Origin of the sequence: Eisenbergiella tayi, assembly GCF_001881565.1 — a bacterium.
GTDB lineage: Bacteria > Bacillota > Clostridia > Lachnospirales > Lachnospiraceae > Eisenbergiella > Eisenbergiella tayi.
This window is the reverse complement of sequence record NZ_MPDJ01000009.1, coordinates 204463-219968: the sequence shown is the minus strand read 5'-3', so window position 1 is coordinate 219968 and position 15506 is coordinate 204463. Positions and strand designations below refer to the sequence as shown.

6 protein-coding genes are annotated in these 15506 nt (G+C 53.2%); all 6 read left to right on the top strand.

Annotated elements, in window-relative coordinates; translation table 11 throughout:
- Window positions 1-191 precede the first annotated feature (191 nt).
- From BLA28_RS26970 to BLA28_RS26945, 6 genes are read left to right on the top strand one after another with little or no spacing between them, the layout of a single operon-like run.
- Window positions 192-3506, top strand: a complete 3315-nt coding sequence (locus tag BLA28_RS26970) for a type 1 glutamine amidotransferase family protein (RefSeq protein WP_081365674.1) — start codon at window positions 192-194, stop codon at window positions 3504-3506.
- Window positions 3493-6216: a glycoside hydrolase family 2 TIM barrel-domain containing protein gene (locus BLA28_RS26965; RefSeq protein WP_069157110.1), complete on the top strand. Its 2724-nt coding sequence runs from the start codon at window positions 3493-3495 to the stop codon at window positions 6214-6216. Before BLA28_RS26970 ends, BLA28_RS26965 begins: the two co-directional genes overlap by 14 nt.
- The gene (locus BLA28_RS26960) at window positions 6213-9791 is read left to right on the top strand and encodes a glycoside hydrolase family 2 protein (protein WP_169897310.1); all 3579 of its coding nucleotides are present in this window, start codon (window positions 6213-6215) and stop codon (window positions 9789-9791) included. Before BLA28_RS26965 ends, BLA28_RS26960 begins: the two co-directional genes overlap by 4 nt.
- Window positions 9784-10833 (top strand): glycoside hydrolase family protein, encoded by a 1050-nt coding sequence (locus BLA28_RS26955; protein ID WP_069157112.1) that lies wholly within the window; start codon window positions 9784-9786, stop codon window positions 10831-10833. Before BLA28_RS26960 ends, BLA28_RS26955 begins: the two co-directional genes overlap by 8 nt.
- Window positions 10834-10839: 6 nt before the next feature.
- On the top strand, window positions 10840-13473 hold the full coding sequence (locus BLA28_RS26950; protein ID WP_069157113.1) for a glycosyl hydrolase: 2634 nt from the start codon (window positions 10840-10842) through the stop codon (window positions 13471-13473).
- A gap of 2 nt (window positions 13474-13475) precedes the next feature.
- Entirely contained in the window at window positions 13476-15503 is a 2028-nt protein-coding gene (locus tag BLA28_RS26945; RefSeq protein WP_069157114.1) for a beta-galactosidase, read from the top strand.
- Window positions 15504-15506: the final 3 nt, after the last annotated feature.

Genomic DNA, 15506 nt, shown 5'->3' with positions numbered 1-15506 from the left:
GGGCAGGGGACAGGAATACGAAAGTCTGTTCCCTGCACGCGGGAATGAAACCTCCGGTGTTCAGAAATTCTTATCGTATCGGAAGATTTTACGATTTCCCATGTCCTGTTGTTTTACTAAACTGAAAGTATGACACAGGCGGCAATTCAAATAAATAAAGAGGGTGCGAGCCAACAGACAGGGAGGAATTTATGCTGTATACAAAAAATTCGGAACCACAGCTGAGCATGGAATTATTCAGGAATCCTACAAGTGAATACCGGGGAACCCCCTTCTGGTCCTGGAACTGTAAGGTTACCAGGGAACTGATCCGCAGCCAGATGGAAGTCTTTCAAAAGATGGGCTTCGGGGGAGCCCATCTGCATCCCCGGACGGGCCTGGATACGGAATATCTGGGAGAGGAATTCATGGAGCTTATTTCCTATGCGGACGAACAGGCCAAAGAAAGAGGGATGCTCTGCTGGCTTTATGATGAGGACCGTTATCCGTCCGGGGCTGCGGGGGGAATGGTGACGGAAAACTGGAATTACCGGGCCAGGCATCTGCTGCTCACCAGGGAGAAAAAGACAGGTATGTGCGGCAGCAGGGAGGAATTCCTGAAAGCGGCGGCCCGGGGGGAAAAGCCTGCGGGTTATTATCTGACCGCTTACCGGATACAGACGGAGAACGGTTTCCTTAAGTCTTATCGGCAAATAGAAGGTTCCCTGCCGGAATATGACAGCAGGGAAGAAGAATACAGGGAAGGAAAGCTGTGGCTTGCCTATGTGGAACTGATGCAGGAAAGCCCCTGGTACAATGACCAGACCTATGTGGATGTGATGAACAGGGAAGCCGTGCTGCGGTTTCTGGAAATCACCCATGAACGTTATTATGAAGTGCTGGGAGAGGAATTCGGCAGATCCATCCCTGCCATTTTTACGGACGAACCCCAGATTAAGGGAAGTATGGTACTACCGGATGGGGAAAGCGAGTATGATGTAACCCTTTCCTTTACGGATGATCTGCCGGCTACCTATGAAAAGGCCTATGGGGTAAACCTTCTGGGGGTGCTGCCGGAGCTTTTGTGGGAGCTTCCGGACGGGAAGGCCTCCCTCCATCGTTATCAGTATCATGACCATCTGGCGGAGCGCTTCGTATCCGCCTATTCCGATACGATTGCCGCCTGGTGTGAAGCCCATCATATCGCTATGACAGGGCATTACATGTCGGAACCCACTTTGTATTCCCAGACACTGCGCCTGGGTGAGGCCATGCGCTGTTACAGGAACCAGCAGCTTCCGGGAGTGGATATCCTCTGCGGAGATCCGGAGTATTCCACCATCAAGCAGGCGGTCAGCGTGGCACGCCAGAACGGAAGAGAAGGGGTGCTCAGTGAGCTTTATGGAGTGACCCACTGGGATTTCGACTTTAAAGGGCATAAGCTGCAGGGCGACTGGCAGGCAGCTCTGGGCGTTACCATCCGCTGTCCCCATCTGGCCTTTATGTCCATGGAAGGGGAGGCCAAGCGGGATTGGCCGGCCTCTATCAGTTATCAGTCTCCCTGGTGGGAGAAATACGCCTGCATAGAAAATTATTTTGCCAGGGTGAATACGGCTCTTACCCGCGGCTGCGCAAGAGTCAGTACAGCGGTGGTGCATCCCATTGAATCCTATTGGATAAGCTATGGCCCTGCGGCGCAGACGAAAGAACTGCGGGATCAGATGGATGATAATTTCCGGGATTTGATCCAATGGCTGCTGTTCGGACTGGTGGATTTTGACTTTATATCGGAATCTCTGCTGCCCGGTCAATGCCCGGACAGAACAAAAGAATACCCCAATGGGACGGGTGTGATCAGGGAAACACCGGACGGCGCAGCTCTTGCGGTGGGAAATATGTCCTACCATACGGTACTGGTGCCGGATCTGCGCACGATCCGTTCCACCACGCTCAGCCGGCTGGAAGCATTGGCCGATGCCGGAGGAAATGTAATTTTTCTGGGAGAAGCGCCTGCCCTGGTGGATGGAATTCGGGATGACAGGGCAAGACGGCTGGCCGGCCGGGTAAAACGGATTCCGTTTCAGAGGCATGCGCTCCTTCAGGAACTGGAAGAAGAAAGGGATGTGGATATCCGCAGGGAAACAGGAGAGCGGAGTGATCATCTTTTTTACCAGCTTCGTCAGGACGGAAACGGGAAATGGCTGTTTGTCTGCCATGTAAACCGTAAACGCAATAACGTGAGCCAGCCGGAGAGGCTGTCGGTCCGGATCCGGGGAGCGTATCAGGTAACGGTATACGATGCGCTGTCCGGAAACTGTACGGCGGCAGAAAGCGTAAAGAAGGACGGCTGGACCTGCCTTACGGTAGATTTATATGCAGAGGACAGCTTTTTATGGAGGCTGGATGAACAAAATGCACAGCAGGCGGCAGATGAGGAAGCCCAAATACCGGGAGTATCCGGGAAGTCGGAAAAAACGATAATACCGGAAGCTGCACGGCCGCTGCGGGAAGGCATGCCTGCCGCCGTTTACGGACTTGTGGCAGGACCTTCCGGAAGCACCGGAAAAAAGGGAACAATGGTACATTGGATTGCAGAACCTGATGGCTTTACCATGGCGGAACCCAATGTACTGCTGCTGGACCGGGCACAGTGGAAGCTGAACGGCGGGGAGTGGCAGGCGGAGGAAGATATCCTTCGCATCGACAATCACATCCGGGCCCTTTTAGGGTATCCCCGCAGGCAGGATGCCTTTATCCAGCCATGGAGAGTGCGGGAAGCGCCGGAAAAGGATGTGGTGACACTGCGTTTAAAGATGGAATCCCGAGTGGAAACCGGAAGCTTAATGCTGGCATTGGAAAGACCGGAAAAAATCGGAATCTGTTGGAACGGCATTCCCTGTCCGATACCAAAACGGGAGGAAACAGGCTGGTTTACGGATTCTTTTATACGGACGGTGCCTGTTCCCGGACTTAAGAAGGGTGAGAATGAACTGCTTCTGGAAGTCCCCTTCGGACAAAAGACCAATCTGGAGAATCTGTTCCTCCTGGGAGAGTTCGGAGTCTGTGTACTGGGGACAAAAAGCCTGGTGACCGCAGCGCCCACAGAGCTTGCTTTCGGGGATATCACCCGGCAGGGACTGCCTTTTTATGGCGGCAGCATAACCTATTCCATGCATTTTGAAATGGATCGGGAAAAGGATATCCTGGTGAAGGTCCCTCATTTTACGGCGCCGGTGCTGGAGGTATGGATTGACGGGAAAAGCGCAGGACTGATAGCCTTTGCCCCTCATACCCTGTCTTTGGGCCGAGTGGCGGCAGGGAGGCATTCTCTGGAAATCTGTGCTTATGGAAACCGTTTTAATTCTTTCGGTACCCTGCACAACTGCAATGAGGAATTCAAATGGTACGGGCCGGATTCCTACCGGACTGTCGGGGACGAGTGGAGTGAGGCCTGGTGTCTGAGGCCCTTCGGCATTTTGTCCGGAGTGGAAATTTGGGAAGGAGACAGGGAGCATGGAGATAAATAAAAACCTTCTTTGGCTGGAAACCGGAGAAAAGGGAGAAGATGGAATGGCGCTGACAGTCCGCTTCACAGGCCGAATCGGAGAGTCTGCCGGGATGGGGCTGCTGCTCACAGGGCCGGACGGATACCGGCAGGAACAAAAGCTGTTTCTTACAGAAGAAAAAGAAGCTGTTTTTTTCTGCCCGGGGGTAAACCTGTGGGATCCGGAGCATCCCTTTCTCTATCACGCTGCGGTGACGCTGGAGTGCGGAGAGAAGATCCTTGCCGTAAGAGAAGAAAACATAGGATTCCGGACACTGGAAAAAGCGGGAAAGGAGCTTCTCTGGAACCATACGCCCCTGAAGCTCAGAGGGATATGCTACAGGGAACGTAAGGAAGACCGGGAAGGAACCAAGAAGGATTTGGAGCTGTTTGCCGCAGCCCATATCAATTTCCTGCGCAGCATTTATGGCCCTTTTTCCGGCTATCTGCTGCAGCTTTGTGATGAAATGGGTTTTCTGGCAGAGGATACGGCTCCTTTTTATGAGGTGGGACAGGAAAAGCCGGCTCTGCAGGATCTTCCTCATTGCCGGGAAGAGTTTCTCAAGCCTGTGAAAAGGTTGCTGGAGGATGGCTGCCATGTGAGTGTCCTCATCTGGTCGCTGGGGCATGACTGCGCCTGGGGAGCGAATTTCCGGGCGGCGGCAGAATGGATCCGCATGCAGGATCCGCTGCGTCCTCTCACTTTTCATCTTCCCATGTCCATCCCGGAGGAGGAAGAACAGATGGATATCTGGCCGGTGCATTATATTGACTGGCGGCAGCCCTTTGATGTGTGCTTTGACCAGATGGTGATTTTCCATACGCCGGGGGCAGAAAATGAAATTGGCTACATGACCGCACAGGCGGATTATGAAGTGCCGGTACTGCATGAGGTCTGGTCCCCTGTTGCCTGCCATAACAGGGATGAGATCCTCCATGATCCGGCCGTCAGGCGGTTCTGGGGAGAAAGCATAAGCCGTTTTTGGGAAAAAGCTTACAGGACGTCCGGATGTCTCGGCGGCGCGGTGCTGGCGGGAACGGATGAGGACGGCAGCTTTGAAGGCATGGGAAAATATGAGTGGGGAATTCTGGATCGGGAACATAAACCAAAACCGGAATATCGGGAACTCCGGAAAGCATATGCGCCGGCGGCCGTTTTGTATTCCCGGCTTGAAGGGGAGGAACTGACGCTGGAGGTGGAGAACCGTTTCCTTTTTACGGATTTATCTGTCTGCCGCCTGTTTGTGAATAACAGGGAAGTCAGAGACATGCTGGTACAGGGAAAAAACGGCTCCGAAAGAAGAACCGACGGCCTCACAGGGGAACCGGGAAGCAGACAGAAAGTAACAGTCCGTCTGCCTGGGGCCGGTAAACAGACGGCAGCCGGGGAGCGCATGGAAATCCGGTTTGAAAGCAGGGACAATGGCCGGTGTTACGGGGAATATTCCCTGATACGCAGGGGCGAAAGAAAAGCAGAGGAAGGCTCCGGCCCGGAGAACAAAGGAAAATCGGAAGCTTTTTCGATCAGGCAGCAGGAAGAGGATACGCTGCTTATTGGCAACCATATATTTGCATTCCTCTTTTCCCGCAAAGACTGCCTGCTCCGGGAGGCTTCCATAAAAGGCAGGCGTGTCCTTGCAGGCGGCCCCATGCTGAATTGTACCGGATTTTTGCCGGGAGACTGGAAAGGAAAAACGATCGATGCGAAGCAGGACGGGGAAAAGGTGCTGGTGACGATAACCGGCAGCTATGAGGGAACGATAGATGTCCGTTTTCTTCTGACACTGTCTCCGGACGGAACCATTGATACCTCTTACGAGGTGCTGCGTCTTTACCGGCATATGCCCCATAAAGTCAAGGCACAGATCGGGATTTCTCCGGGAGGCCTGTTGGAAAAAGGGGGCTCCTGGCTGCTGGCGGAAGGGCTGGAAACTTTCTGCTGCACCGATGCGGAGGGCGCCAAAGAGAGGATGTCTCTGGCGGCAGATGCTCCATGGCAGTCATGGCACCATATTTGTGAAGCTGTAATTACCGATCAGAAAGGGTTTGGTGTTGCGGTATATTCTGACGGATCCGACAGCGTCAGGCTGCAGAAGGATCCCATGCTCAGTCCCGAAGCCGTGGTGAACGACAGGGATGGGCGTATGCATTTTACGGGAGACTGGCACCGGATGGAGGATGCCTGCGGCAATTACAGGGGAACGGAAACCCTGAGCAGAAAAAAAGGAGACTGCATGCATCTTTCCTTTATGGGGACGGGAATCCGTTTATACGGCCCGCTGGATATCAATTATGGAATGTGCCGGATCTGCCTGGACGGACAGGAGGCGGAAATTGCCGGCCAGTACCCGGATAAGGTGGATTTCCCGGGCATGAGCAGAGGCTATGAAAAAAGGTATGGCGTGCTTTTGTTTGAAGCTCACGGACTTCCGGAAGGGGAGCACAGCCTTACGGTAACAGTTCTTGGAGAGGCGCAGGAAGGCGCCCAGAATACCTATACATCCATTGACTATGCGGTGGTGGAAGGCATCAGATATCCGGAAGGGATCCGGCTGCATGTGAATCAGGATTATAATTATCCCCGTCTTGTCCGGGGCTGTTATATGCGGCCTGCGGCGGAACTGGTGCCGGGAAGGAAAGAGACCTTCCGGATAAGGCTCCTTTCCGGAGGGGAAAAGGGGGAATGGAAATGAACGCCGAACAGATAAAGGACAGAACGATAAAAACGGAGAGTAACCGGGAGGAACCGGTGATTCCCCGCCTGGCGCCGGAACCCGTGTGGTGTGAAGGAATAGAGAAGCCGGTGATCTGCCTGGACGGTGAATGGGAAGTGAAGGACTATCAGGACGGAAGTATCCGTTCCGTTCCCGTGCCTTTCGATATGGCGGTTCTTAGAAAAAGCGGTTTTTCCAGGCATTATGAATACCGGAAGGAAATAGAGCTTCCCCCGATGCCCCGGGGCAGCCGGATTGTTCTGAAATTCGAGGGAGTGAATGGTTTTGCGGACCTCTATGTGGATGATGTATATATAGCCTCCCATCAGAATGGTTTCCTCACATGGAATGCGGAAATTACGGAACAGGCGGCCGGAAAGGAAAAGGCGGAGCTGAGGCTGATAATGGACGAGGAATCGGATCAGGTCAGCGCATACAGCCATGGAGGAATCCTGCGCAGCGTATGGATGTACATCCTTCCGGAAGCCTATGTGAATGCGGCTTATCTCACACCGCTGTTTGATGAGGATATGGAAACCTGCACTCTTCGGGTGGATTTGGATATCAGCGGAAAAGAAGAGGTACAAAGCCCGGAAATAATAACGGAAATGAAAAGCGCGGAAAGCCTGTATAAAATAAAGCTTCTGCTGAAAAGCCCGGATGGCTATGAAGCCGTTTCACGGACGGAATCTTTCCGGGCCCGCGGGGACGGATATGACACGATAAATCTGGACATACCGGAACCGCAGCTGTGGGACGCGGAGCATCCCCGTATGTATACTCTGGAAATGACCCTTTTGGAAGAGGGCAGAGAGATAGAATGTATCAGACGGAAAACCGGTCTCAGGAAGCTTACCCAAAAAGGAAACCGACTTTTTGTAAATCACAGGGAAGTGAAACTAAGAGGGGCCTGCCGCCATGAGATCTCGCCCAGGGCAGGAAGAGCGCTCACCAGAGAACTGATCGAACAGGATGTGGCTCTGTTTAAGGAAGCCAATTGTAATTATATCCGCACCTCCCATTACCCGCCCAGTGAGTATTTCCTGGAGCTGTGCGATGAAAACGGGATCTATGTGGAGGATGAGCTGGCCCTGGCCTTTATTGCGAGAACCTTGCCTTATACACAGCGGGATCCGGAACAGACAGGACGGTATCTGAGCCACTTTACGGAAGTGCTTGCCAGGGATTATAACCATCCCAGTGTGATCATCTGGTCTCTTTGCAACGAATCCTTCGGCGGTTCCAATTTTGATCTGCTGAACCGTTATGTGCACAGGAAGGATCCCACCCGGCTGACAAAGTTCAGCTATCCCATGACGATCCGGGAAGAACATGAGATGCCGGATATCTGGAGCATCCATTATTCCGAGTATGATACGGATCTGGCGAAAAAAAGAGATAACGTGAGTGTGGGGCATGCCCCGGGCAGGGATCTGCCTGTCCTTCATGATGAATACGCCCATGTTCCCTGCTATAACAGAGAAGAACTCAGAAGAGATCCTTTTGTACGGAGCTTCTGGGGCGAAGGGCTGCGTCTGTTCTGGGATAACATCTGGAATACGGAAGGGGCTTTGGGAGGCGCCATCTGGGCCGGAATTGATGAAACGGATATTTATGACGGCGGAAATACCCAGCTGGAATGGGGAATTATCGATGTGTGGAGGCGGAAAAAGCCTGAATTTTTCATGACCCGCAAAGCGTATTCTCCTGTTAAAATTCTTCATTGTGTAAGAAATACCAGAGAAAACAGGTTTGTCCTGGTAGTGGAGAACCGTTTCTGCCATACCAATCTATCCTCGGTGCGGCTGGAATGGAAATGCGGGGATTGCCGGGGCGGCTGTTTCCTTCCTCCCGCAGGCCCCGCAAAAGCGGTGAAGGCGGTTATCTGCCCGGATAACGGACGGCTGGCAGAGGATGAACCGATCTGGATGGCTTTTCTGGATGCGGACGGCATACAGGTGGACGAAAGGATGCTTCCGGCAGAACGGCAGGAAGGGCTTCTTCCGGATTCGGCAGAAGAACAGGAAGAGCTTTTTTCGGAACCGGCAGCGGATCGTACAAACAGAGTGAATACCGGCATAGAAATCCAATGCCGGGAGCAGGAAACCATTTTGAAGGGAAAAGGATTTACCATGGCCTTTCGTAACGACACCGGACTTCTTGCAGGACTGTGGGCGGATACGGAAAAGGAAGGAAAAAAACGTCTTCTTACAGGAGGCCCGATTCTGAACGCGCCCTATCTGAAGCTGGGGGAATGGTATCTGCTTTCCCGTTCCGTGGAGGAAACACCGGAGGGAGCCGTTATCCTCCTTCACGGAGGCTATCGGGAAACCCTGGAAATGACCTGGCGTATAGAGGTCAGACCGGACGGCAGCTTTATCACGTCTTATACCCTCCTGCAGTTATTTAAGAAGCTGCCCAAACAGCTGAAACTGAGGGTAGGTGTGGACTGCGGCGGGCTGGACGAACTGGGAATCGCCTACCTGGCGGATCCGTCCATGGATACCCTGTCCTGGAGGACGAGTCCCGGGGTACGGCAGGATGATGATTATGCGTGGTATCCGGAGGAACATATTTCCAGACACACGGGAACGGCCCATCGGTTTTCAAAAGGATCGGTGTGGGGGATAAAGCCTGACATTCCCTGGAGCCAGGATATGAAAAACGATATTCTCAACGGTTTCTATGATGTAGAATATAAAGGTACCAATGATTTCAGGAGTACCAAGGTAAATGTGGCGGAGGCCTGGCTGTACGGCAGCGGGGACAGTGCGGCGATCGGCGTGGTGAGTGAGGAAACGCAGAGCGGCTGCAGAACCGGTGAAAGCAGAGGAATTACGGGCTGCGTCAGGAACAGGAAAAACGGAAACGGCAGCATCCATATCCGTCTGGAACCATTGGATCCCCCGGAATGGATCATCACGAATCGGGATGAGCGGATCCGTTATACAGGCACATGGTATCCGGCGGAGGATAAAAAAGAGAGCTATAACGGCACGGAAATGTGGAGCAGGGAAAAAGGAGCGGCGGCGGAGTGCACCTTTACGGGAACCGGTATCGTCTGGTACGGCCCGCAGGATACCACTTATGGAATGGCTGATGTTTATATTGACGGAAAGAGGATTGCACATAAATGCAGCCAGCGTGCGGGAGGCGTGGACTTTTCCTGTTCTTGTGCGGGCTATGATAAAAAGTACCATATTCCGATTTTTTCCATAACGGACCTGCCGGATCAGGAGCATACCATCCGAATCGAGGTATGCGGTGAGAAAGCGGAGGATGCATCGGACTGTTATATTGTCCTGGATTACCTGCGTGTTCTCACCGGCGAACGGACCGAACCGGTGAAATTCATGATAAACCAGGCATTTTCCTTCCCTCACCTGTCCTGGGGGAATTACCGGAAACCGCCGATTCTGCCGGAAGCAGGAACCGGGGGAACGGTGAGGATGAAAATCGTGGATCGGAAAGGGAATTCCGTGGAGGAAGCCGTAGATCGTGTAATAAAAAAGGGAGAGCTTTTCCCGGACTTTAAGGAGAAAATAAATGATTGAGTTAACGGATGAGAGAATACGGAAATATCTGACACTCTTCCGCTGCCCCCGGCCGGTGCTGCATGGCTCAGGGGAGGACGGGGCATTTGACCAAATGGCGGTGGATATTCCCTTTGTGTTCATGCATAATGGCCTGTTTCACATGCTTTATACGGGCTTTGACGGAAAAGGATACCAGTCCGCGCTGGCGGTGAGCCGGGATCTGCTTCACTGGACCCATAAAGGCGTGATCCTGAAACGGCATATGGACAGCGGCCGATGGGATCGTATCGGCGGCGCCGCCACATGGATGATTAAGGAAAGTGACAGTCTGTGGGGCGTTCCCCGCCTGAGAAAGGTGGACGGCAGGTACTGGCTGGTGTACCATTCCTACCCCGGCACCGGATATGAAAGCGGCCCGGCAGAAATCGGGCTGGCCTGGTGTGAGGATGAGGAACTGCTGGACTGGCATTTTCCCGAAAAACCGGTTTTCTCCTGGAAGGACGGGGAAGAGTGGGAAGCCGGGGGGCTTTATAAGGCCTGCATCATAGAAAATCAGGGAACCTGGCATATGTTTTATAATGCAAAAGATAAGGAAGAACGGTGGACGGAGCAGACAGGGATGGCCTTTTCCGAGGATTTGGTTCACTGGACCCGCTGCACAGACAATCCGGTACTGCGTGTGGACAGGACGGCCTGGGATGAAAGGTTTGTATCCGATCCCTGTATTGTAAAGGACGGCAGCCTTTGGATAAATTACTATTTTGGCTATGGGAAGATATATGAGGACGGCCATACCCATGCACAGGAAGGGCTGGCTCTTTCAACGGATCTGATCCGCTGGGAAAAGGTGAGAGAGCCCATATTGCCCTATGGCGCACCCGGCAGCATCGACAGCGGCCATGCCCATAAGGCTTCGGTGGTGTATTATGAGGGCGTTCTGTATCATTTTTATTGTGCCACACGTCCCTGGACGGAAGGCGATCCCACGCAGGCTTACGGCGAATACCGCACCATCTGCGTGGCTGCGAGCGAACCGGTCTGGGAGAAAAAGGAGGGATGACAGCATATGGAACGATTGGATGCATTGCTGCGGGGAGAAGCCCCCAGCCATATACTCCCTTTTCTCTGGATGAAGGGAGAGGATAACGAAACCATCCGGGAGGAGCTTGTAAAAATCGAAGAATGCGGCATCCGGGAAATCTGTCTGGAATCCCGTCCCCATCCGGATTTCTGCGGCCCGGGATGGTGGGAGAACCTGGATTTCATCCTTCCGGAAGCCAGAAAAAGAGGAATGCGGGTCTGGATCCTGGATGATGATAAATTCCCTACAGGCCATGCCAACGGAGGATTTATCAGGAACCCAGAGAAGAAAAAGGTATATCTGGCGGAACGCCATATGGATATCTGCGGTCCCTGCCGCAGCGGAGCGGTGCTGGTGGAAAACTTTCTGCAGCCTGACGGGAAACTGCTGGGAATACTGGCAGTCCCGAAGCCGGACGGGCAGACACTCGCCGTCAGCGGGGATGGAATCATGGATCTGACGGACCGGTATGAGAACGGTTTTGTCTATTTCGATCTGCCTCCGGGACCGTACCGCCTGTTTGTCCTTTATACCACGCAGACGGGAGGCGGCAGAGAGGATTATATGAATCTGCTGGATTCCGATTCGGTCAGAGTCCTGATTGACGAGGTCCATGAAAAGCATTATGCCCGGTACCCGGAATATTTCGGAAATACCATAGCCGGTTTCTTCTCTGACGAACCGGAGCTGGGAAATGTGAACGGCTATCCCTTCGATAATACGATGGGGCAGAAGGACAGAAAGCTTCCCTGGAGCGGACAGCTGGAAGCGGCTCTGCGGGAAAAATGGGGCGATGATTTCCTGGCTGACCTGCCGGCTTTATGGTATGAATCGGGAGAAAAGACGCCCGGAATACGGGTTACCTATATGGATGAGATGACCGGACTGGTGAGAACCTGCTTTTCCGGACAGCTGGGAAGCTGGTGTGAAGCGCACGGCGTGGAATATATCGGCCATATCATCGAGGATGATAATGCCCACACCCGGATGGCCTGCAGCATCGGCCATTATTTCCGGGAAATGGAAGGACAGCATATGGCGGGCATCGATGTGGTGCATCACCAGATTGTTCCCGGATTTACCGAACCGGTGCATCAATGGATTGCCGGAGATCGGGACGGCGAATTTTTCCATTTCGGACTGGCAAAGCTGGGAAGCTCCGCAGCCCATATCCAGGCGAATAAAAAAGGCAGGGCGCTTTGTGAGATTTTCGGGAACTATGGCTGGGCGGAAGGGAATTCCCTGATGAAATGGCTGACAAACCACATGCTGGTGAGAGGAATCAATACCTTTACGCCTCATGCCTTTTCCATGCAGGAGAACGACAGGGACTGCCCTCCCCATTTTTACGCCAGGGGAAGAAATCCCGGATTCGCCTGTTTTGCTGCGCTTATGAAATATATGAACCGGAGCGCCCATCTGTTAAGCGAAGGCATCCATATGGCGGACGCCGCCATCCTTTACCATGCGGAGTCGGAATGGAGCGCGGGGAACGCCATGTTTTTCCACAAACCGGGGCGGATGCTGATGGAGCGGCAGCTGGATTATGATGTGGTGCCTGCAGATATGCTGCGGGAAAATACGGCATCCATAGAGGAGGGACAGCTGGTACTGGGAAAAGAGAAGTATCCCTGCCTGATCCTTCCCTTTTCCCGATACCTGGATGGAGAAACCGCCCGTTTTCTGGTATCCGCTGCCCGGAAAGGGCTGAAGGTGTTTGTCATAGACGCCCTGCCGGAAGCGGACACTCTAGGCAGGCCGCTTCCCCCGGGCTGGGATCAGAGTGCGCAGACAGTCAGCCTTTCGGAAATCGGGGAAGCCGTGGAAAAATGGGAAGAAAAGCTGGGAAACAGGGAGCTTACGGTAAAAGACGGAGAACGGACACTGCGCAGCTTCCTTCTGCGCAGGCCTGACGGCCTGACAGCCATGTATTTTAATGAAAGTGTTTCCAGGCCTGTGAAAGCCCGTGTCAGCATACGGGATAAGGCTTATGGCAGTGTGACGGTGTATGACCCCTGGAGAAACAGGGCGGAAAGCTATTATCTCAAAGGGCAGGAATTCCCGCTGTCCCTGGATCCGGGAGAAGCCGTTTTCGTGGTGCTGGATAAGAATATACAATCAACACAGCCCTTCCCTGTATGCACAGGAACACAGCCTTTGTGTGTGGACTGGAAGCTTTCCAGGGCGCAGTGGCCGGAAACGGATTTTACCGGGGAACGATTGCTGCGGGCAGGAGAAGAACTTCCTAATCTTAACGGGCCGGGCTATTGGCCATCCTTTACCGGTGTATACCGGTATGAGTGCCTGTTCCAGGGGGAAAAAGAAGACAGAAAGTGCTATAAGCTTCTTATCCCGGAAGCGTCAGACTGTGTCAGGGTAAAGCTTAATGATACGGATTTGGGCCTCCTTGCCGGGTTCCCCGCCCGGGCGGATATAACCGCAGCTCTGAAGGACGGAGAGAACCGGCTGGAGCTGCAGGTATTTACCACACTGGTATGGAGCCGGAAAGACGGCGCCTCCACCCATCTGCAGATCCCTGCCACCGGCATCACGGAAATTCCCGTGGTGGAGTGCTATGAAACAGGACAGGAAGCAGACAAAGAAGAGAGGAATAAATAAAGATGAAAAAAGCGGATCGAATCTATTACGGCGGAGATTATAATCCCGACCAATGGGATGACAGGACAATCGAAGAGGATATGCGGCTTTTTAAAAAGGCGGGCATAAACCTGCTGACCCTTCCTGTTTTTTCATGGGCGAAGCTGGAACCGGACGAAGGAGTATATGATTTTGAATGGCTGGATCGCATCATCGATAAAATCTGGGAGGCAGGCATTCACGTATGCCTGGCGACTCCTACCACAGCCCAGCCGGCATGGCTGTCAACCAGATATCCGGAGGTGCTGCCTGTGGACATCGCAGGCAGGAAACGCACCCACGGCATGAGAGTGTTTTTCTGCGTCAACAGCCTGAAATACCGGGAGCGGGCCGCGGCGATTGCGGATGAAATGGCAAAGCGCTATGCTCACCATCCGGCCCTGGCGATGTGGCATGTATCCAATGAATACGGGACCTACTGCTATTGCCCCACATGCCAGGCCAAATTCCGGGTATGGCTGCGAAGACGCTATGGCACGGTGGAGGAATTGAATAAAAGATGGCATACCACCTTCTGGGGAAGAATTCTCACCAGCTTTGAAGAAGTGACCCCGCCCACGGAGCTGAACGACGACTACCGCTTCAATCCGGCCATCCAGCTGGACTACATGCGTTTTGTCACCGACTCCACAGCGGAATGCTTCCGGAACGAATATGAAGTGCTCAAACGGTACAATCCGGAAATCCCCATCCAGACCAATATGTCCGGCTACATAAAGAAGCTGGATCAGTTTACCATGACAAAGGATCTGGATATAGTCGGCTGGGATAACTATCCCTGGCCGGATGATCCGCCGTATTTTGTGGCGATGAAGCATGACATCATGAGAGGCCTGAAAGGCGGCCGTTCCTTTGTTCTCACGGAACAGTCACCTAACCAGCAGAACTGGCAGCCTTACAACCTGCTCAAACGACCCGGCGAGGTGCGCAGGCTTTCTTACCAGGCCATGGCTCACGGCGCGGACACCTGCCTGTTTTTCCAGATGAGACAGTCCATTGCGGGACAGGAAAAATTCCACGGAGCCATTATCAGCCATTCCGGCAGAGAAGACACCAGGGTATTCCGGGAATGCTCCCTGCTGGGAAAAGAACTGCAGTCCATAGGAGACACCTTCCTCGAAGGACGCACCCCCGCCAGAGCAGGCCTCTTGTTTGACTGGAATAATTGGTGGGCCCTCGAACTGGCAAGCGGTCCCAGTAAGGACATGGACTATTTAAAGACGGTTTCCCTGTATTATGAAACCCTCTACCGGCAGAACATACCTGTGGATATCCTTCCCTACGGCGCGGACCTGTCCTCCTATGATCTCATATTGGCCCCCATGCTTTACATGGAAAAAGAAAACGTTGCGGAACGCCTCCAGGAATTTGTAAAAAAAGGCGGCACCCTGATCACGACAGTGATGTCCGGCCTGGCGGATGATAACGACCGCTGTGTATTCGGAGCCTATCCCGGAAAATTAAAGGAAATGCTCGGCATCTGGGTGGAAGAAACCGATGCCCTGCGCCCCTATGAAAAGAACCGGATGCGCTTAACCGATAACCTCCAGCTGTCCGAAAATGAATATGACTGCGGCTTCCTGTGCGACATCATACATCCCGAGGGCGGCGCTGAGATTCTCGCGTCCTATAAGGATGACTTTTATGCGGACACTCCCTGCGTCACCAGAAACTTTTTCGGAAAAGGCCGCGCCTATTATATCGGTACCCAGCCCGAACAGCGGTTCCTGGAGGAACTGGTCAGCCATATCTGCAACGAATGCGGCCTTCAGCCCTTATACCCCTCATCCGAAGGTGTGGAGCTGTGCCTGCGCGTATCCGATAAGGCAAAGACAATCTTTGCCATAAACCATAATAAAACAGAAGCCTGGGTTGATTTCGGCCCCCAAAAGCTGACCGGCCTTACCGACAAAAAGCCGCTTACGGGCCGCATCATCATAGCCCCCGGCGACGTGCTGACGGCTAAGATCGAAACAGAAAACAACGCATAAAGA